Genomic DNA, 20,018 nt, shown 5'->3' on the forward strand with positions numbered 1-20,018 from the left:
ATTTTGCCGGAGGTCCATAATCGTTTCATAACCCGTCGCAGCTGACAGCCATCGCATCAGTTTAACAGTTTTATAAACGATTGAAATGAGCCGCCATACCGGCATGAGGGCTTATGGCGAGGCTTTCAACTCGCCGTTCTGAATGTTCTGACCAAGCCGGACAATTCGCGGGTTTGCATCTCCATTGATTCCGCAGCCGCTGCGGCCTGCTCAACCAGCGCAACATTTTGTTGCGTCATATAATCCATCGTATTGATGGCCTGATTAATTTGCTCTATATCCAGCCGTTGCTCCGCCGATGCGGCGCTGATTTCGGACATGATGTCGGTAACGCGCTGCACCGAACGCACCACATCGCTGATGGTTTGTCCGGCCTGATTCACCTGGCCGGCTCCGGTATTGATTTGCTCGACCGATGCGATGATCAGGGTTTTGATCTCCTTGGCCGCCTCCGCGCTACGCTGCGCCAGATTGCGGACCTCGCCGGCGACCACGGCGAAGCCGCGACCCTGTTCTCCGGCGCGCGCCGCTTCGACCGCCGCATTCAGCGCGAGAATATTGGTCTGAAACGCAATGCCTTCGATCACCCCGATAATATCGGCGATCTTTTTCGAGCTTTCGCTGATCGACGACATGGTGCTGACTACCCGGCCCATGACATCGCCGCCCTGTAGCGCGATAGTCGATGCTCCTGCCGCCAACTGGTTGGCTTGACGGGCGTTTTCGGCATTACGCTGCACCGTCAAAGTCATCTGCGCCATGCTGGCGGTGGTTTGCTCCAGACTGGAAGCCTGAGCGCGCGTGCGTCCGGATAAGTCGTTATTACCCCGGGAGATTTCCAGTGCGGCATCATTGATGGCCGCGGTCGCCTCCTTGATGCGCACGGTGACGCCGGTAAGCTGCGCGACGGTAGCGTTGAAGTCGTCCTTGAGCTGCCCGAACGTCCCCTGGTATTCGTTATGGATGGTTCCGGTCAAGTCCCCTAGCGCCAAGGCTTCGAGCGCATGCACTATCTCGTTGAGGCTGTTCGCGCTGGTTTCGATCAGCCGGTTCATGCCTTCGCCCAATTGCCTGAAAAACCCGGTTTTCCCGGTCAACGCCATGCGCCGGCTGAAATCGCCTCTTGCCGCCGCTTCGACTATCGCGCCGATTTCCTGTTCGGTGGCGATTTCCTGGGTGCGATCTCTCCATTCGACTACGGCTCCGAGGCGTTCCTCTCGCGCATTGATAACCGGACTGGCGCAAAGCGCGAAGGTACGCCCGCCTATCGTCATTTCCGCGCGATGCGGGGCTGTGAATGTTTTAAGTAACTCGATCTGTTGTCCGGGGTGACGGTGAAAGTTGTTTATGCTTGCACCGATCAGCCGGGTTCGGTCGAAATGCGGCAGGTCTTTACGAATATCGCTTTCGGCGACCGCGAACATATTTTCGATGGCGCGATTCAGGTAGATGATGCCGCCTTTGTTGTCCGCAATCATGACGCAGGTTCCGACGGTGTCCAAAGCCGTTACCACGCGCGTCGCTTCTGTAGCGATACGGCGCGCGTCGGCGACTTCGAAGCCAAGACGGATCTGCGTGGATTTCACGGCATACAACAGCCGGCCGATTTCGTTGTAACCATCGACTTCTATCGTGCTCCAATAATGCCCCTGAGCCATCTCGCCCAGTATCCTGCTGGCGAAGGAAATATTATTGGCCGTGTCGAGGATCAATGAACGTCCGACGGCGACCAGCAATCCGATGCAAATCGAAAGCGTTGCAACGATAAGTTCCGGGCGGAAGTTTGCCGGATAGACATTGTAGAATCCGATCGCCCCGATCATAGCCGGTAATGCCGCGCCGATCGCCACAAGTAAAACAACGCGTGCCTTTATGGATATTCGTTTAATCCAGCGGAAATTTTCGAGCAGGCGAGGCTTGACCGCCTTGCCTTCATGAATGCGTAAATGACCCTGCCGTCCCTCTTTGAACGCCCGATACACGGCTGTATGAGTATCGATTTGTTCCTGCGAGGGTTTATGCCGCACCGATAAATACCCCACGGCCACCCCGTCATCGATAATCGGCGTGACATGGGTAAGCACCCAATAAAAATCGCCGTTCTTGCAACGGTTTTTGACGACGCCGGACCACGGTTTGCCGGATTGCAAGGTAGCCCACATGTCGGCAAACGCTTCTTCCGGCATATCCGGGTGGCGTACCAGATTGTGCGGCTGTCCGATCAGCTCCTGTTCGGTAAAGCCGCTGGTTTCGATAAATTCGGCATTAACATAAATAATTATGCCTTTCAGGTCCGTTTTGGAAACGATAAACGACGTTTCTTTCAACGGGTATTCCACATTTGTTACCGGGAGGTTGGTTCTCATTATTCCTGACCGAACGCGATGTAACGCGCTAAAACGATTGGTTACTTCATATAGAGCGCTAAGCCAGGAAAACAACGTCATTCCGGCAGAGCCTGCCACGGACTTGATTCGGGGATTGCCGGAATCCGGTGACAAGAACCTTACCTCTATGATGTAGCTAACACGCTCGGTACTCTATATCGGTAAACGATCGGAAGGGGGACGATAAGATATGCCGCAGACTTGCGGGGCTAACTCCCTTTCGTCATGTAAAACTGCTGACTTACCCCGTGGCTCGAACCGGTATTAACCGCTGACGACCCTGGTTACCCTCGCGTAGATAGCATTGCTTCAGGTGGCGGATGCCGGAAAGCAAACCTTGTAATGGATTGGCGGATACCTTTTGGGCAAGGCACACCCATTCGCGATAGGTGATCGCGCTCAAATGACGGCGGAAGTCGGCATGATCCACCCGGCCAGACGAGCCCAGCGCTGCAAATCCCGGCTCATTGGCGTGAAAGTGCTCCAGGCGTCCGCGCGCAGCGGAAAAAGGCGCATGTCCGGCGTCATTGTTTTCTACCTGGGCCTTGGCGTTCAACTGCAAGCCGAGCGCAGGGTGATCGATATAGCCGGTCAGCATGCGGCATTCCGCCGCCGTGCTGCAAAAATCGGCGTCGCCGGGTCCCAACGGTTCGATGCACAATACCGTGCCGTGATCTTCGATACGCGGCAGCAAGCGTTCGAAAAAAGCAAGGTAATCGTTCCAGGCCTGCTTTATGGAAAGATCGCCGCGCCACCGACTGCCGCCGATGACCAGCGTTCGTCCGCCCAGGTCTCTGCAAACCGATGACAGACCGGTCAGATATTCCACTGTCCGCTGCAAGGCTTCGGGGCCGGCGAACACGCCGAGTCCGGGCCGATCGGACAACAGCCCGTGCAATCCTATAATCGTCAGTCCTGCGGTTTCCACTTCGCGGCGGTAAGATGTCACCTCGTTCGCAGCCGGCTTGCGCTCATTGCCGCGCCACACCTGTTCCGGTGACACTTCCAGACCGCGCACGCCCATTTCTCCCACCTGCGGCAGCAGACGCAAGGTATCGTGAACCGGTAGGGCGAGGCTCGAAACGGCTAGTTTATAGCTCATATTTCTATCCTTTATGCCTGGCGCGCCATCGCTTCGAAACGGTCGCCGGCCCTGGCCTTCGCCAGCGCGCGATCGATCCAGGCCGTTCCGCCCTTGCCCAGCGCCAGACTGATATCGTTCAGCAAGTCTTCGATCGCGCGGCCGTTTTCTACAATGATCGGCTGAATGCCGGCGTTCATCAGGCGGCGGATGGACGATGAGCCGATTGATGCGGCATAGACTCCCGCGCAGCCGGCGAGGAACTCCAGTTTGACCGCCACTTTATCTTCTTTAGGCTTAACCAGCTCCTCTCCATGAGCGGCTATCCAGTTGTCTTGAGGCGGCTCTTGGGATGCTTCGGGCTCTTCCTCCAAGCCCATGTTTTTGAGGTCGCCTTTCATTTCAACGGGAATGAACTCCCCAACGGCGACCAGTTCCGCGCGTCCGGGAGCAACTTCGTAAATGATGAAGCTCTCGGCGGCTCCGAAGTGCAGATTGACATGGGCCTGATCTTTCGATGCAAAAGCGATTTTGATCATATTTTCCTCCGGTTAGTGGGTTCTGTTATCCGCCGCCGTTTGCCGGTTCGCGTTGTTTTCCTGCCGGTACATGGACCGATAGGGCGCGATTTCCTGGCGGTTCGACAGCAGGTTGGCAATATCGAACAGGATCTGGCGGGTTCCGCGATAACCGATCCAGGTGCGCGTGTAGCCACCGATGCAGTCGTATTGCGGAAAACCCGCGCGCATTAACGGCACGCCCAGTCTGGCGGCGGTTTCCGCGCCGTGAGAGTTGGCTATGACAAGATCGGTCCGGCCATTCCTGGCTGCATTTTCCAAATCCTCCAGATCGCCGACGATCACGCTTTCCAGCGGCAGTGCTGCCAGAGAATCGGCTCTGGCCGAAGCCACCGCGGCGACCACCTCCGCACCTTCGCCAACCAGGAAGCGGGTCAGCATGCCGAGTAAATCCGCATCCGCCGCCACGGCTATGCGCGCGGTACTGAACTGAAAATGGCAATCGATCATTGCATCCAGCAGCTGGGCGCGCTTGCGCTCGATGCGCCGCGGCACCGCGCGGCACGAAATATTGCTCAGTGCCTGAGTGAAGGCATCGCATTCATCCAGCCCCATCAGTCCGGCGAAGCGGTAGTCGGCAATGCCGGTGCGGGCCTTCAACAGATCGGCGGCGCGCCGGAGCGATGGGCCGATGACCAGGGTGGCTACCGATTCGCCCATGTGGGCGATTTCCGATCGTGGCGTACCGCCATAAGTCAGCGTGGAAAACCCGGCAGCGCTCAGGCCGTTATCCATGGAATCTCCTATATCCGGCAGTATCACCGGATGTAGCCCGAAAGCCTCGATCCATTCACTGACTGCTTCGATGTCGCCCGAAGTCAGCATTGACGATACCAGTACGTTAACCTGCTCGACGCGGCGGCGGCGCGCCGGAACGGCGGGAACCAGCTCGTTGATGATGGCTTCCACCGCCGACGCGAAACCGGTTTCCAGGCTGCCCAGCGTATCGGGCGTACTCACAGGCACCACATTCATGCCGTCATATTCCGGGTGCCGGCTACGAAACAGTTTGACGGTTCTCGCGATATCCGCGCCCTGAGTTTCGGCCAGACCCGTGGTCAAGAGTCCGATGATGTCCGGACGGTGCTTTTCCGCTACCGTGCGCAGTGCTTCGACGACGTTGTCGTCGGCGCCCATGACGGTTACCATCGGGTCCATCGCTGTGGTCTGCAACGGAATCGGCTCGCGGAAGTGACGGGAAAAAAAAACCTTGCTGAACGCGGTGCAGCCCAGCGCTCCATGCTCCAGAGGCATCGCCCGCGCCAGCCCGAGAAAAGCCAGGGAAGCGCCCATGGGTTGGCTGACCTTGAGCGGATTCACCGCCAGGGGTTTATTCGGAAGAATAATTTTTGCCATTGCGCGCTCCCGTTATGCGGCTATGCTTGCAGCAATGTGCTGCCGCGACCACGATGGCGTTTTGCGCACTTGCGGCCAGACCGGACTGTCGATGGATGCCGCCAGTTGCCTGGCCAGCTCCTGCATACCCGCATAACCGGCGTAGCCGAAATCGCGTTCGTGATTGATGTCCAGGAATGGAATGCAGGTTTTCAGGGCCGGATAAAGATAGCGTCCGCCGGCAATCAATATGTCCGCTTCGTATTCCTTGCAGGTCGCCATCAGCGTGGCTTGATCGTTGTCGTCGATCATGCGCGCATCCGTGCCCATCAGTTCGCGGATGCGCGCACGGTCTTCCTCGGTCGATTTCTCGGTGCCGGTGGCAACCACCGTCATGCCCAGATCCTGCAGCGCCGAAACCACCGACCAGGACTTGACGCCGCCGGAAAAGATCAATGCCCGCTTGCCGCGCAGGCGTGCGCGCCAGGGCTTCAGCGCCGCGTCGGCTTTGGCCTCCTCGCGCGAGATCAGGCGTTCGGTGCGCTCGCTCAAGCCGGGGTCGTTCAGCCGTCCGGCGAAATCGCGCAAAGCCCTGGATGTGTCGGCGATACCGTAAAAACTGCCTTCGAAGAACGGCGTGCCGAAATCGTCCTGCAGCTTCCTGGCGACATTGAGCATTGCCTTCGAGCACACCACCATGTTGACTTCGGCGCGGTGCATGGTCTGCACATCCTGAAAGCGCGAGTCTCCGGACAGCGTGCACAGGATGCGCAGTCCCAGTTCGTCGAACAGCGGCGCGACGTGCCAGAATTCTCCGGCGATGTTGTATTCGCCGATCAGGTTCACGTCGTGAGTTTCAATGCCGGGACGCCGCGCGGAGACAGGCACCGGGTCGGGTTCCCGCGTCCCGATCACATGCTTGTACAGGGTTTCGCCGGCTATGCGGTTGCCGAGGCTTTTGCTGCCGTAAAATCCGGCGCAATCGACCGGCACCACCGGCACTCCCCAGCGCTGGGCGGCGGCTTTTCCCAGTGCTGCGATGTCGTCGCCCTGCAGTGCGGTAACGCAGGTGTTATAGATGAACACCGCTGCGGGCCGGTAGGTTTCGATCGCCTGTTTGACCGCATGAAACAAGCGCTTCTCGCCGCCGCCCATGATGACGTCGACATCGGAGAGGTCGGTGGTCATGCCGATGCGGTACAGCGCCGGGCCGGAAGAGCGAGTGCCCCTGGCGTCCCAGGAGCTGCCGGCGCAGCCGATCGGGCCGTGCACGATATGCACGGCGTCCGCTATCGGCAGCAGCGCGATTTGCGCGCCGTCAAAGGCGCAGCCGCCTTGCGCAGCCCCCGGCCTGGCCTTTGCGCAACCGGTTTTGGCTCCCTTGTTGTGACTGCACGCCGGTTCGTCGAGCAGCGCCTGGATTTCGTTCTGATTCATACGGAATCTCCTGCTTGTTCCGTCGCCAAACTCCGGCGCGGAACGGTGGTTGTTTATTAGGTTATAGCTTATTCGTCGAAATCAGGCGAAGCCGCGCGCAAGGCAAACGACCTGGCCTGTTCCAACTCCTCTGGTGTAAGAAGCGAGTCACGCACGCGGTTGAAAAAAGGATTTAAATAACTGTCGAGCGTGCGGAATAACGGCGAATGGCATTGCAATGCGTTTTTACGGAAACGCAGGCAACGGAAGCATTGATGCGAACGCGGCCGCAGGCTTTCCCAGTACACGCGGTAAGCCAGCGCGAACAGACGGATTCCGCCGGCCAGCGCTTCCCTGAATGCGCAGAACCACCAGGCGCGCCGGTAGCACAGCCGTTCGAGGCGGATCGTGCAGATTTTGCACTCGGTTTGACCGCTTGCCGTAGCGGAGCGAACGGAGGTAGATGTATGAGACGGCTGCATGGTATTTGCGGCTTGCTATACGAGTTATGGAACATTATTCCGACACCGACTAATCCGGTGCGTCTTACCGTTCTCTAATACAAATTGCGGGCCAGATGTGCGTAGCGGGATGAATTTGCTGATGGGTTTTGATAAAGCGGGCTTTCGGAGCTGCAGATATGCGTTCACGATTGAAGGATTGCGTAAAACAGCGTGCTTTGGCGTACTATTTCCATGCGTTCGTACATTGATGTGCAATATGACTTATAAAATATATAGCAAGCTGGCGTTGCCCCCGGCAGCTACGCGCTCGACACGGGAACAGGCGCACATGGCGTGTTGTGGGGCAAGCCAGTCGAGGCACGCGGAAGCGTGTCGGTAATATTATCCACGCTGCAAGTCCATCCGTGGGCGCAGAAGGTCTCGCCTGGACCACCTAACTTCCTCTTCAGCAGCCATACTGAGTAGTTACCGGTATTCCTTGTAATTAAGCTGGTATTTGTTCATGCGCAGTCCAAGAATACGCCGAGTCAATCCCAGGTGCGCAGCCGCTTCGGTGGTGTTGCCGTGATGCAGTTTCAGCGCTTCGACGATCATTTCGTATTCGACCGTATTCAGTTTGGCGTCCAAGCCGCCTTCGCAGGAAACTTCCGATATCACCGGCGTCTGCAGGGAGGGCGGCAAGTGATAACCATGGATTACTCCGTCCTCGGCGAGGATGACCGCCCTTTCGATGACGTGTTCGAGCTCCCGCACGTTGCCGGGCCAGTGGTAACACAGCAGCATGTTCAAGGCCGGCGTCGATATCCTTTTAATTTCAATGTCCATTTCCTTCGAGTAATATTCTACGAAATGATCCGCAAGGACTACGATGTCGTTGCCTCTGTCCCGTAGCGGTGGAATGGTGATCGGGAACACGTTCAGCCGGTAGTAAAGGTCTTCGCGGAAGCTCCCGTTTGCAACCATGCCGGCCAGATCCTTGTTGGTTGCCGCAAGGATGCGTATGTCGACCTTGCGGGGTGTATTACTGCCCACGCGTTCGAAGGTTTTTTCCTGCAGGACGCGCAACAGTTTTGCCTGCATGGGCAGAGAGAGCTCACCTGCTTCGTCCAGGAAAATGGTTCCGCCGTCGGCTTCTTCGAAGCGTCCCTTGCGCAGGCCCGCCGCTCCGGTGAACGAGCCTTTTTCGTGTCCGAACAACTCGCTTTCGATCACGCTTTCCGGGAGAGCGGCGCAATTGAATTTTACGAACGGCCCTGAAGCGCTGGGACTGTTGTAGTGAATTGCGCTGGCGACCACCTCTTTGCCGACCCCGCTTTCCCCGAGTATCAATACGGTTGCTTTCGACTTGCTTATTTTCTCGATCAGGTTGTAGACCTCCTGCATCGGTTTCGAGTTGCCGATGATGTTGGATGGCTTGAATTTCTCCTTGAGGGCGTTGCGCAGTCGCAGATTTTCGTTTTCCAGAGCAACCTGATGAACGTTTTCCAGCAGATAAAGCTCGACCGCCTGCGCCGTTGTGGACGCGAGTATCGACAATACCTCCACGTCGAGCCGCAGCAGCCGGGCGTTGTCGTATATGCGTTCCGCGCTGATGGTTCCGAGCACTCTCCCTCCGCGCAGGATCGGGACGCACAGGAACGACAGTTTGCGGTCGATGTCGGCGTTGCGGCTGCCGGTGCGATTCAGAAAGTCCGGTTCGTCGCTGATGCGCGGAACAATGATCGGTTTGCCGGTTTCAACGACTTTGCCGGTAATGCCTTCTCCGAGGAAATAGATGCCTCTCGCTTCCTCTTCGTCGGTCAATCCGAAGCTTTTATGTATGAAGATTTTTCCGTAGTCGTGTTGATGCAAAGTCACCATTCCGCGTATGACTTTCATGTGCCGTTTCATCACCTGCAGCAGGATGGCCAGTGTGCCGGCAAGATCTTCGCTTTCGGTGACGATACGGCTCATTTCGTACATAAGCGGCAACACATTGGTCCGGCACTCGCCAAGATCGCATTCGCACAGATGCGGAATCCCTGATACCGGGACTTGCTGGGGTTTAATTTTCAGTTGCAGCGGATCGTCGGAATTTATTTTCGCTACGACGTTTGTTTCGAGAACCATTTTCGCTACCTCGTTAAATAAGCGCGATATTTATAATGATATAACGATGGCGGTGATTACTCAAAAAAATGGCTCATATGGCAAGTCTGAGTAGTACGGAACGCTGCCTGCCTGGCCGATTAGTCTATAGGCGCCGGTACGACGCGCACCGGTTCGCGCAATGCCGCCATCAGTTTTCTTCGTACACCGCCCAGGGTCTGGCCGGCCAGCGTGCAGGTGGTGCAGGCGCCGCTTAGCCTGACCTTGACGATATCGCCGACGACGTCCACCAGTTCGATGTCGCCGCCGTCACGCTGCAAGCCGGGACGAAGTTCTTGGAGAGTGGAGTTAATAAGCGCGATTTTTTGCGGTGCGTTCATTGGCGATAGCTTCCTGATGAATGAATTCGAATGGGGCCGGATATTGTGGCGACAAGAATTGGACATCGCTCACGGGGAATATATAAAAATCAAGCAAACCCCATACCATGGATGAGATGCAGTTTTCCGCCTGCGGCAACGCGGTCGCCATCCGCTTCCGGCGCCTTCGCTGCTCGTTCCGGATCGTAATAACAAATGGAGAAGCGTACCTAACAGTACGAAAGGAATGGATATGCATGAGCTTCTGTCGAGAAAGTACGGATTGAACTTTAACTGCAGTGCTGACTGACCGCGTGTGGGTACAGCCGGTGCATCGCAGAGTTTTCATGTCCGAACGAGGCTTTTTAGTTAATGGCACGTAACCTGCTTTTGCATTAATGTAGCCATTCAGTAGCGGAATAAAGCCCACTCCTAACGGGGGTCGACAAAGCCAGCCGAATAGCGGGCATCAATCATGCCTCCGGCAGCTCGACAAACAAGTAAAAAATCTGTGGATTTCGGCAATTATTGGAAGGGGAGGGCTCATGACGTTTCTTTTTTCCGGCCCTGAGCCGAAAATCGGCCTTCGCTTCTCAGGTGCGGAAATGATTCGGTTCAAAGGCGTGACATTGAATCGCGGCGATAGCGAAGTGCTGCGCGACATCACCCTCAGCATTCCCTCAGGATCGGTAACCGCCATTGTAGGACGGTCCGGCGCCGGAAAGACCACGCTGCTCGGCGCAATTAACGGGTTGATTCCGCTGTCGTCCGGCGCGCTTGCGGTGACCGGCATCGGACCTCTCGATCATGGCGGAGCCTGGCGCGAACATCGCCGCCGCATAGCCACCGTATTTCAGGATCATGCGCTGATAGACCGGCTGTCGGCCATGGACAACGTGCTGCTGGGGCTTGCGGATGCACGCCATCCGCTCTCTCCGTTGCCATGGCCGTTACCCATGCGGCGGCGTGCGGCCGAGGCGTTGATCGAGGTGGGACTGCTGCATCACGCCGCGACCAGAACTTCATATCTCAGCGGCGGCGAGCGTCAGCGCGTCGGGATTGCGCGCGCTCTGGTGCGTCAGCCGCGGCTGCTGCTCGGCGACGAGCCCTTTTCCTCCCTGGACCCCGCACTCGTCCATCATCTGGGGGTGAGCTTGCGCCATGCTGCGGTCCACTACGGCGTTACCGTCGTTCTGGTGCTTCACCAGATTGAGACCGCGCTGGCGCTGGCGGATAGGGTCATCGGTTTGGCTGCGGGGCATGTGGTTTTCGACGGTCCTGCGGCGAAATTCGATTCGTCCGCGCGCTCCCTCGTTTTTGAAGTTCCTGCCCGGCAGGAAACATCCTGTTCTTCCAACTTTTGTACCCGATGGTGAAACCATGTATACAACCGTTAATCGTATCTTTCCGTGCTTGGTCTTGCTGCTAGGCGTTTTGTTGGCGTCATTTTCCGCTATCGGAGCCCAGGAGCATCCCGAACGTTTGAAGATCGGGCTGCTGCCGGGCGAATCGGCGCCCACGGTGATGCGCTTGAACGAGCCTCTCAGGGCGTATCTGGAAAAACGGCTCGGCATTCCGGTTGAATTGATGGTTGGTGCCAACTACGCGGCCACCGGCGAGGCATTGCGCTTCGGCCGTATCGATATCGCTTACCTCGGGCCGGTGACCTATATCCTGCAAAGCCGCCGCGCCCGGCTCGAGCCTTTCGCCCGTCCGACCCATGCAGATGTCGGCCCGACCTTTCAGGCGGTCATCATCGTACCCAAGGACAGTCCGGCGAAAACCCTGACCGATCTGAAAGGGAAGGAAGTGGCAATGGGCGACCCGGCCTCAACTTCCGGCACCTGGGTGCCGCGCTACCAGTTGCTCGAAGCCGGACTCGCGGCGGAACGTGACTATACGCTCCGTGTACTCGGTGCGCACGACGCTGTCGCACTGGCTGTGGCCCATCATAAGGTGGCTGCGGGCGGCCTCAGCCTGCCGATTTACCGGCGCTTGCTCAACGAAGGAAAAATAGACCCTGATGCCGTGAGGATACTTGCCGAGTCGCCGCCGATCCCGGAGTATATGTGGACTTTCCGCGCAGGACTCGATCCCGCCTTCCGCGAAGAAGTGAGAAAAGCTTTTGTCGGCGTGAACGATCCGGAAGCGCTCAAGGTGTTTCGCGCGGTAGCCTTTATTCCCGCCGTCGACTCCGATGTCGACCGGGTACGCAGCTGGATCGAGGCGATACGCAAGCAAAACCCCAACGCGGTTCCTGCGCCATGAGCGATCAAATCGTTTCGTTTCCGCATCGTTCCGGTTTGGATGCCGTTCTTGCAGCGCATGGCCGCGAGGAACTGAAACGCGGCCTGCGCTTTGTCTGCGCCATGGCCGTCTTCGTTTGCGCTTTCGGCTTCGCGGGCGTCTTCGATCCGGAACGTTACCGCGACGCGCTGGCGACTATCGTGACGCTGCTTGGAGACTCGTTGCCACCGGAATTCGCCCGCTGGAAACACTGGGGACGGCCATTGCTCGACACTCTGGCGATGAGCGTGTCCGGCACTGCGCTCGCCTGCTTCGCCGCGCTGCCGCTGGCGCTGGCGGCGGCGCGCAACACCGGACCAGCATGGCTGGGCGGAGTCGTGCGCCTGTTTCTCAATATGCTGCGCTCGGTGCCGGGAGTCATCTGGGGCGTCATGTTCGTCGCGGCAGTCGGTTTCGGTCCACTGCCCGGCGTACTTGCGCTCGCCTGTCACTCGACCGGCATGCTGGGAAAGCTTTATGCCGAAATACTGGAGCATGTCGACCCCGCGCCGGGCAATGCATTGCGCAGCCAGGGCGTATCGTGGCTGGGTATCGCACGCTTCGCCGTGCTGCCGCAAATCCTGCCGAGATTGCTGGATATAACTTTCTATCGGTGGGAGCACAATGTACGCGCAGCCACCGTACTGGGTCTTGTCGGCGCAGGCGGCATAGGCCTGGAAATCATGACGGCCTTTCACCTTTTCGAATACCGCGAAGCGCTCGCACTTATTATCGTTTTATGGGGATTGGTGACTCTCATCAACGCCGGTGGAGCGCAAATCCGCACCCGGCTTCTTGATCTCGATCACGGTTGATCCTAGTGGTCCTCGCGCCTGTACAATGTTCTGCTGTCATAACCGACTTTGTTTATTCGTATCGGGCTGTGCATCATATCCCCCATTCGCACATCCGGGGATGTCTTACAAGGGCATCCCCTGAATTTCAGCGTGAGGCTGAGTTGGCGCGGCATTTGCCGAAAATATGACGGTTTATTGCCGGTTTTCACATAGGAGCGCGTTCCGCGATGAGTTCACTACCTGTTCCCGATTTATTGCTGCGTCCGTCCGCGGCCCCCTCGACGCGCATCCTGTTCATTGCCCGCCATGCGCCGAGCGAACCGATATATGAGTGTCGGTCCTATCCCGGTGACGGGGGATATCCCGCCTATTATCACCGGGTTTGGGAAGGGCTGAACGAATTGGGATACCGCGTTGTTACCGCCAGCGATTGCCTGGCCGTCTATAAGGCGCCGGGCAATGTGGATTTGGTGTTTTCCCTGTACAACCGCATCCCCATCAATAATCCCGAAATCTTTTTGGCGTCCACCTGCGAGTTCCTGCGCATGCCGTGCGTCGGCTCCCGGCCGAATACCCGCGCGCTTGCCGAGGATAAATGGTTTTCCAAGCTGGCGGCCAGGGCCATGGGACTGCCGGTGGCCGAGGGTGCCGGCTATGATTCGGCAAGCGCATTGGCAAGCCCGGCCGCATTTGCAGGCCCTTATTTCATCAAAAACCGTTTTGGCGCCGCGTCCGAAGGAATCAGCGCCGACTCGATTCAGGATGACTGGGCTGGAGCCGCCCGCGTCGCCCATGGCCTGCTGGAACGCGGCATGTCGGTGCTGATCGAGTCCTACGCTCCCGGTATCGATATCACCGTTCCCGTCCTGGGAGGAGAGCAACCGATCATTCTGGGGGTGGTCAATCCTGGATCGAATCAGGAGGGCGGGATTATCACCGAGGATTTGAAACGCAATGACCCGATGGGTTACGAGATGTTCGACGCCGGACCCGCAGAAGCCGGCCTTCGTTCCGATGTGGCGGCGTTATGGACCATGGCAGGCCCCATGGATTATTTCCGCCTGGATTATCGCTTTGATCCGCATACAGGCCGCCGCGTCTTTCTGGAGTTCAACATTTGTTGCCATATTGGCCGTAGCGGCGCTATTTGTTTGGCTGCATCCCGGTGGGGGCTTAACCAATTGGATGTGCTTGGCCATGTGATTGAATACAGTCTTCGCCGTCAATCCACTATTCGGGAGATTTGTCGATGGGCGCCATGATCAGCAACCCCCTGGTGATGAGGGGGTTTTCCGCAGCAAATGGAGTGTTTACCGGCTGTCCGTGGGATTTGCTGGCCAATGTTCCCGTACCCTTGCGCCATCAAGTGTGCGACGGCATTGCCGGCGTGGTGGCGCAAACCGAAAGCGCGAACGGCAAGGCGTTTAAATGGCACATTCCCCTGGGGCAGGGGGGCGTTAGTCCGTTTGATAAATTACGCTTCATTCATTCCCTTGCCGACTACCCCAATATGCTGGTGTCCGCCGATCACGGCAGTGCATTCAATCGACGCTTCCAGGAGCGTTATCTGATGAAGGGGGCATTTAGCGGAGCGCAGCCTGAAGGCGCCGCCACCGTTTTTAGCGATAGCGGATTGATTGATCCTGCAGGGTGGATTGGGGTGTTTGCCGTTGCGCCGTTCGTGATGCTGATCGATCATCGGCGTTTGGGCGGATTGCCTACTCCGTGCCGCTGGGCCGACTTGATGGAGCCTGTCTATCGCAATCAGGTCGTCTTCAGCGGCTGGAAACGCGAGGGGGATAGCCGCTACTCGCAATTCAATAAATTCTTTCTGCTGGCGATGTCCAAAGAGTTCGGTTTGAATGGAATGTCCAGAATCGTGGCCAATGTGCCTTCCCTGCTTCATTCCGCTCAGATGCCGCGGCTGGCGGGTACTGCGTCCTCGCCGGGCGGGATCTATGTCCTGCCCTGGGCGCAGGCTGACATGTGTCCAAGGCGTGGACAGACCGAGGTGGTCTGGCCGGAAGAGGGAGCCTTGGCCTATCCCCTCTGGCTGACGGTCAAGTCATCGCACCGACTATCGTTGGATGTTCTGGTCAGACACTTCTACGGCGCAGAATTGGGGGGTATCCTCAATCAGAACCGTTACCCGTCGCTATGTACTGGTTTGCCGCCCAGTGTTCCCGCCGGCTCCAAACTGAACTGGCTGGGGTGGGACTTCGTACGCCACCCTGCGACAGCCAAATTGATCCAGGCTGTCAGCCGCACGTTCCTGGACGCCATGGACAAAAGACAAACTAAAGGAATGCGATTATGCGCCTGATTACCGTTGCCGGACCGCCATCGGTGGGCAAGACATCCGTGGTGGTCAAAACGGCCAGGATTTTGGCAGGCTCAGAACGCCGCGTCGGCATCGTCAAATTTGACTCATTGAATACCTCGGATGACGAGGTTTATCAGCGGGCGGGTTTGCCGGTCAAAGTGGGGCTGGCGGGCAGCGTCTGTCCCGACCATTTCTTTGTCAGCAACATCGACGACTGCGTTAGCTGGGGGCGCCGGGCAGCGCTTGATTTCTTGATCGCCGAAAGCGCCGGGTTGTGCAACCGCTGCTCACCGCATATTCAGGGTGTTCTGGCCGTTTGCGTGATCGATAATCTGTCGGGCGTTCACACGCCGCGCAAGATCGGGCCGATGCTGAAATTGGCCGACGTGGTGGTGATCACCAAGGGCGATATCGTCAGCCAGGCCGAACGCGAGGTTTTTTCTTTCAATGTCCGCCAAGCCAATCCGCGCGCCGTGATACTGTTTTTCAACGGCATCACCGGCCAGGGCGCCGCTGAATTGGGATATCACCTGGATCAAGCTCCCGTTATCCATGAGTTGGAAGGCAGCCGCCTGCGTTTTCCCATGCCTTCGGCGGTATGCCCTTATTGTATCGGCGAAACCATCATCGGACAGGATCATCAACGAGGCAATGTACGCAAGATGGCCTTGGGCGACAAACCGGCATGAGGAACCGTTTACTGTCCATGACGCTGGCGGAATTATCCGAGGGGCATCCCGGTATTGCCCAATTTATCGCATCCACCGATGCCAGGCCAAGCCGTAGACTGGATTCCTGGCTCGATAGTCTGGATGAAAACAGGCTGTCGGATCTGGGTATGGATCGGGAGCGGGTGTTGGAACACCTGGAAATTCTGGCTGCGCAGGTTCAAACCGGAGAGACGGAGCAACGGGTTCGGTCGCTGACCATCCTGGGTGGACACGACAAAAGCGGTCAGCCGGAAAATCTGAATCTAATGCTGAAGACCGGGGATGTGCTGTGCATAGTCGGCCCCACCGGGTCGGGCAAAAGCCGGCTGCTGGCCGACATAGAATGTCTGGCGCAGGGAGATACCCCATCGGGACGCCGTGTTTTGGTTAATGATGCGCCTCCTGAACCGGGCTCGCGGTTTACCTCCCATCGCAGGCTGATTGCGCAATTATCCCAGAACATGAATTTTGTCGTCGATCTATCGGTGGGCGAGTTTCTGTTCATGCACGCCGATTGCCGCAGGGTGAAAAACCCGGAAACGGTGGTGGCGGATGTCATTGCCTGCGCCAATGAATTGGCGGGAGAACGTTTCACAGCCGATGTTTCTCTGACGCAGTTAAGCGGTGGCCAGACCCGTGCGCTGATGATTGCCGATACCGCCTTGCTGTCGGCTTCTCCGGTGGTGCTGATAGACGAGATCGAGAATGCGGGCATCGACCGCAAGAAGTCTCTGGATTTGCTGATTGCCAAGGAAAAAATCGTATTGATTTCAACCCACGACCCGATTCTTGCGCTGATGGGCAGCAGGCGCATTGTCATACGCAATGGCGCCGTAGCCGACTTCATTACTACCAGCGAGGCGGAAAAAGCCAATCTGAGTATCCTTGAGCATATTGATCAAGGACTCATGGATCTACGCCATCAACTGCGTATGGGGCGCCGGATTGAAACCGCTTTGAACTGGACGTTGGAGTAACTCCGTGGATGCGATCACCTTACTGCTGGAACGTCGTTCCTGTTCGGCCTTAACCGCTCCCGCCCCTGAAGGCGAAGCTTTGGAAGCCGTACTGAAGGCCGCATTTCGGGTTCCTGACTTTCGGCAATTACGCCCCTATGAGTTTATTTTGGCTGCGGGAGACGGCCTTGACCGTTTGGGCGCACTACTGGAAGAGGCTGCCAAACAATCCGGCAAATCCACGGAAATCGTCAATCGCGCGTACCGTATGCCTCACCGCGCCCCTCTGGTCATAGTGGTGGCGGCGCGTCATCGTCCCAATGCTCTGGTTAGTCGCTTTGAGCAGCAATTGACAGCCGGGTGCGCGGTGATGTCCATGCAATTGGCGGCAGTGGCGCAAGGGTTTGGCGGCATTTGGCGCTCGGGCTGGCCAATGTTCGATCGCGGTTTACACACGGCCCTGGGACTGGAAGAAGAAGACCAGATCGTCGGTTTTCTCTATCTGGGGACGCCATTGCAACCGCCGGAAAAACCGCTCTCCATCGTCGAGAGCAAAGACTTTACCCGTTGGCTCTAAGAATACGGAGCGTTAATACAGGCGCACGGCGTTATGCGCTTCCTTGCTGCCGGGGAGCCGACCCAGCGCCACGCTTAACAGATCGGATACGATTTTATCCAAACTGATGGTGGTGCGTGTGGTGGCGCCGGAGCGCGTCAGCTTGATGTGATAGCGGATATGTGCGGCCATGGGTTCAGCTGTTACGGGTTGAGGAGTATGGATAATGTTTTATCGTGATTTTTGGTGAGCGGCTGTGTGCGGATGGGGAGCGATTTCATATGTCTAACAATACCGCACCTCCATCCATCAATTTTGAACTGCTCAATGGAATTCGGTGCTAATCAAGAGTGCTTTTTTGCCAGCCTGCTACGTACGAAGTCAACATGCATAAGCATCAATAAATAAAATTCTGATAAAGATGAGGGTGTTTGTGTTTCTAAAATATTCTGTTCAATATCGTTCAGGCATTGTTGATATTCTTCATGTGCTTCGCGGTTGTAGTTGTTTACAATTTCAATCTCAAGTAGCTTCAGTTTCTTGTAGTTTTTTCCCAGTCTGGTTCGCATCCGCTTGATCCTGTAACCAGGTAGTTTGCTGATAATCGGATAAGCAAAAGCGACGAAAGGTACTATCATGATTACCAGGCGGTCAATGAATTCAGCGATCCAGAACGACAGATAATTGTTCAAGAAAGGCAATCCTGATTTATGATAGCGTATCGACACTGGACTTTCCGGAATACTTGCATCTCTGTAAACTGGAAATTCATTTACCTTGGAGAAGTAATCGCCGCGTCCATTGATTGCTCTGACAGCTTGCAGGAACAGACGCTGGATTGCCGGATGCAGATCGGCCTCCACTACCAAGCTAGGTGTAGTCGCGAGCAGTTTGGTATCGCGCTGTGGAAAATTGCGGGACAGGTCGAAACCACCCATTGGTACTTCCAGCACACTAATGTAATTCATTTGCCGCGCATAGGCATTGGCACGCGTAAAGCTAATTAACCGCAGTGTGGGGTCATGCAGCAACGCCTGGATCAACGGTGAATCAATGCTGTTGATTACAAACATCCCATCGATGTCTCCGCGTTTGAGCGCGGCGGCGGCTTCATTTGGTGAGAGTGACAGTATATTGGATGCTGTTGGCTGATAACCGTTTAGTTCTAAAATGCGTTGCGCTTGTATGCGAGTACCGCTTCCTTCTTGCCCAATGGAAATCTTACCGCCAACTAATACGCCTATTCTCTGTTCCGCATCGGGCGTATCCGGACCCCTATAAAAAAACCATAAGGGTTCGTAATTTACACTGCCTAGCGATAGTAATCCTGCGCTTTCACTTGAGGTAGCGATACCGCTATGCATAAAGGCTGACTGCACTTTGTCATGCTTGTTTTTCAAAAATTCAAGGTTCTGCTTTCCGTCATTAGAAGCTATTAATTCAAGGGTTATGCCGTTCTTTCGAAAGAACTCCACGTATTCCTTTCCTATTGATGAAAATCCGCCGTTAGGTAGACCCGTCGCCAAGTATACATGGTTGGGTGGCGCTGGTTTTGCCAGCCAAATTACCAGGGCAATACCTGAAATCAATAACAATAGCATGGGCCATATATCACGAATTGTTTGCATCCAGGAGACAATTGCCTCTCTCACTGTTTCGTAGATCGCTATGCTGTATTCCAAAACGTATTTCGTGGTATTATTCATAATGAATCTTTTCATAAAATTTGCTGTTTCACGTATGCAGAAAGCGGTGGCTGCTTGCTGTGCAGGAGCGGGAAGCATGCCGAAACACTTGTTTTATTTACAAATGGATTTTGTATCGGCTTGTGCTATTTCTGCCGGTTGCTATAGGGCTGTCTTCGGCGATAATCCAAACAGTGACCCATCATCGTTACGCGTCAAATGGCCATTGAGCTTATCCAGCAGCATGCGCCGGTTGAGGTTCTCAACGTTGCGCATGGCTTCCAGCAATATAAGCCCCGAATAAAATCTTGCGCCATGTACCCGTTCTTGCGCAGCTTTTTGCGTTTGCGTGGCTCCAGCTTCTGTTTCTGCGCCTTAAGCTGTTCCAAGCGCTCTTCCGCCTGCCTGATCCTGTCCTCGAGAGCCGCCATCGTTTCCCTCCCCAGCTGCTGTTAAAACCCGCCTGTCATTCTGCCGCCGAGCCGCACTGCTTACAAGCCCGCACCTCTTGCGCCTACTCACCACATATAAAGCAAGGACGCACTCAGGAGTTATCCGCTATGCTGCCAACCCAGTGCGCCTGTTGCGCGGGAAACAACAAAAAGCAAAAACCATGGTCATCTACCACCTCGGCGGCAAAGCGGTCGCGCCCAATTCCGGGACGCAGCGGCCTATCGCGCCGCCGAGCGCGTTGAAGACGCTCGCAGCGAGAAATCCACGGCTACACGCGCAAGACCGAAGTGCTGTCTAAGGGTATTATCCTGCCGCGCGGCGGCCGGAAGTCTGCGCGGCCTGGGCCTCCATCAGGGTAGGGGTTGTGGTCAGATCATCGCCAACCAAGAAAACTGGGGCGGGCCTTTGGGCGAAAGCAGCGCATCTATTGGGGCGATTACCAACGGGGCGGGAGAAGGCGCGCATTGGCCCTGTACCGCTGGATAGCCGTATGAATTCCATGTTAAGTGGACGGGAGGTTTTCGAGGACTTGTGCAGCGAATCA

The 20,018-nt window shown here is 56.4% G+C and carries 19 protein-coding genes; 8 read left to right on the forward strand and 11 right to left on the reverse strand.

Annotation, left to right across the window (positions count from 1 at the left end; genetic code table 11):
• Window positions 1–125: 125 nt before the first annotated feature.
• The 8 genes from F6R98_RS22595 to F6R98_RS01870 all read right to left on the reverse strand — a co-directional run bounded on the left by F6R98_RS22595 (window position 126) and on the right by F6R98_RS01870 (window position 9,729).
• The gene (locus F6R98_RS22595) at window positions 126–2,366 is read right to left on the reverse strand and encodes a methyl-accepting chemotaxis protein (protein WP_194270092.1); all 2,241 of its coding nucleotides are present in this window, start codon (window positions 2,364–2,366) and stop codon (window positions 126–128) included.
• Between the two features lie 262 nt (window positions 2,367–2,628).
• Window positions 2,629–3,489: a sugar phosphate isomerase/epimerase family protein gene (locus F6R98_RS01840; protein WP_153247498.1), complete on the reverse strand. Its 861-nt coding sequence runs from the start codon at window positions 3,487–3,489 to the stop codon at window positions 2,629–2,631.
• Between the two features lie 11 nt (window positions 3,490–3,500).
• Window positions 3,501–4,007, reverse strand: a complete 507-nt coding sequence (locus tag F6R98_RS01845; protein WP_153247499.1) for a NifB/NifX family molybdenum-iron cluster-binding protein — start codon at window positions 4,005–4,007, stop codon at window positions 3,501–3,503.
• A 12-nt stretch (window positions 4,008–4,019) separates the two neighbouring features.
• Complete coding sequence (gene nifN, locus F6R98_RS01850) at window positions 4,020–5,402, reverse strand: nitrogenase iron-molybdenum cofactor biosynthesis protein NifN (RefSeq protein WP_153247500.1); 1,383 nt, start codon at window positions 5,400–5,402, stop codon at window positions 4,020–4,022.
• A 12-nt stretch (window positions 5,403–5,414) separates the two neighbouring features.
• Window positions 5,415–6,818 carry a nitrogenase iron-molybdenum cofactor biosynthesis protein NifE gene (gene nifE / locus F6R98_RS01855; RefSeq protein ID WP_153247501.1) on the reverse strand — a complete coding sequence of 468 codons (1,404 nt, stop codon included), beginning with the start codon at window positions 6,816–6,818 and terminating at the stop codon, window positions 5,415–5,417.
• A gap of 68 nt (window positions 6,819–6,886) precedes the next feature.
• Window positions 6,887–7,279 carry a hypothetical protein gene (locus F6R98_RS01860; protein WP_153247502.1) on the reverse strand — a complete coding sequence of 131 codons (393 nt, stop codon included), beginning with the start codon at window positions 7,277–7,279 and terminating at the stop codon, window positions 6,887–6,889.
• Window positions 7,280–7,726: 447 nt separating this feature from the next.
• Complete coding sequence (locus F6R98_RS01865) at window positions 7,727–9,370, reverse strand: sigma-54 interaction domain-containing protein (protein ID WP_153247503.1); 1,644 nt, start codon at window positions 9,368–9,370, stop codon at window positions 7,727–7,729.
• Window positions 9,371–9,489: 119 nt separating this feature from the next.
• Window positions 9,490–9,729: a NifU family protein gene (locus F6R98_RS01870; RefSeq protein WP_228125037.1), complete on the reverse strand. Its 240-nt coding sequence runs from the start codon at window positions 9,727–9,729 to the stop codon at window positions 9,490–9,492.
• Window positions 9,730–10,253: 524 nt separating this feature from the next.
• Here F6R98_RS01870 and F6R98_RS01875 point away from each other — a divergent pair.
• The 8 genes from F6R98_RS01875 (at window position 10,254) to F6R98_RS01910 (ending at window position 17,357) form a co-directional block, all read left to right on the forward strand.
• Window positions 10,254–11,084 (forward strand): phosphonate ABC transporter ATP-binding protein, encoded by an 831-nt coding sequence (locus F6R98_RS01875; RefSeq protein ID WP_228125038.1) that lies wholly within the window; start codon window positions 10,254–10,256, stop codon window positions 11,082–11,084.
• A gap of 4 nt (window positions 11,085–11,088) precedes the next feature.
• Complete coding sequence (gene phnD, locus F6R98_RS01880; protein ID WP_153247506.1) at window positions 11,089–11,976, forward strand: phosphate/phosphite/phosphonate ABC transporter substrate-binding protein; 888 nt, start codon at window positions 11,089–11,091, stop codon at window positions 11,974–11,976.
• Window positions 11,973–12,809 (forward strand): phosphonate ABC transporter, permease protein PhnE, encoded by an 837-nt coding sequence (gene phnE / locus F6R98_RS01885; protein ID WP_194270093.1) that lies wholly within the window; start codon window positions 11,973–11,975, stop codon window positions 12,807–12,809. Before phnD ends, phnE begins: the two co-directional genes overlap by 4 nt.
• Before the next feature lie 209 nt (window positions 12,810–13,018).
• Window positions 13,019–14,053 carry a D-alanine--D-alanine ligase family protein gene (locus F6R98_RS01890; RefSeq protein WP_153247507.1) on the forward strand — a complete coding sequence of 345 codons (1,035 nt, stop codon included), beginning with the start codon at window positions 13,019–13,021 and terminating at the stop codon, window positions 14,051–14,053.
• On the forward strand, window positions 14,050–15,114 hold the full coding sequence (locus F6R98_RS01895; protein ID WP_228125039.1) for an ABC transporter substrate-binding protein: 1,065 nt from the start codon (window positions 14,050–14,052) through the stop codon (window positions 15,112–15,114). Before F6R98_RS01890 ends, F6R98_RS01895 begins: the two co-directional genes overlap by 4 nt.
• Window positions 15,105–15,803: a GTP-binding protein gene (locus F6R98_RS01900; RefSeq protein WP_153247509.1), complete on the forward strand. Its 699-nt coding sequence runs from the start codon at window positions 15,105–15,107 to the stop codon at window positions 15,801–15,803. Before F6R98_RS01895 ends, F6R98_RS01900 begins: the two co-directional genes overlap by 10 nt.
• On the forward strand, window positions 15,800–16,801 hold the full coding sequence (locus F6R98_RS01905) for an ATP-binding cassette domain-containing protein (RefSeq protein ID WP_153247510.1): 1,002 nt from the start codon (window positions 15,800–15,802) through the stop codon (window positions 16,799–16,801). Before F6R98_RS01900 ends, F6R98_RS01905 begins: the two co-directional genes overlap by 4 nt.
• A 4-nt stretch (window positions 16,802–16,805) precedes the next feature.
• Window positions 16,806–17,357, forward strand: a complete 552-nt coding sequence (locus F6R98_RS01910) for an NAD(P)H nitroreductase (RefSeq protein WP_153247511.1) — start codon at window positions 16,806–16,808, stop codon at window positions 17,355–17,357.
• Window positions 17,358–17,369: 12 nt separating this feature from the next.
• On the opposite strand, the gene F6R98_RS01915 is transcribed toward F6R98_RS01910, so the two are convergent.
• The 3 genes from F6R98_RS01915 to F6R98_RS21465 all read right to left on the reverse strand — a co-directional run bounded on the left by F6R98_RS01915 (window position 17,370) and on the right by F6R98_RS21465 (window position 19,452).
• Window positions 17,370–17,528 (reverse strand): hypothetical protein, encoded by a 159-nt coding sequence (locus tag F6R98_RS01915; RefSeq protein ID WP_153247512.1) that lies wholly within the window; start codon window positions 17,526–17,528, stop codon window positions 17,370–17,372.
• Between the two features lie 152 nt (window positions 17,529–17,680).
• A complete protein-coding gene (locus tag F6R98_RS01920; protein ID WP_153247513.1) occupies window positions 17,681–19,120 on the reverse strand; it encodes a TAXI family TRAP transporter solute-binding subunit in 1,440 nt (479 codons plus the stop codon).
• Between the two features lie 116 nt (window positions 19,121–19,236).
• Window positions 19,237–19,452: a hypothetical protein gene (locus F6R98_RS21465; protein WP_194270094.1), complete on the reverse strand. Its 216-nt coding sequence runs from the start codon at window positions 19,450–19,452 to the stop codon at window positions 19,237–19,239.
• Window positions 19,453–20,018: the final 566 nt, after the last annotated feature.

It is taken from the genome of Candidatus Methylospira mobilis, from assembly GCF_009498235.1.
Taxonomy (GTDB): Bacteria; Pseudomonadota; Gammaproteobacteria; order Methylococcales; family Methylococcaceae; genus Methylospira; species Methylospira mobilis.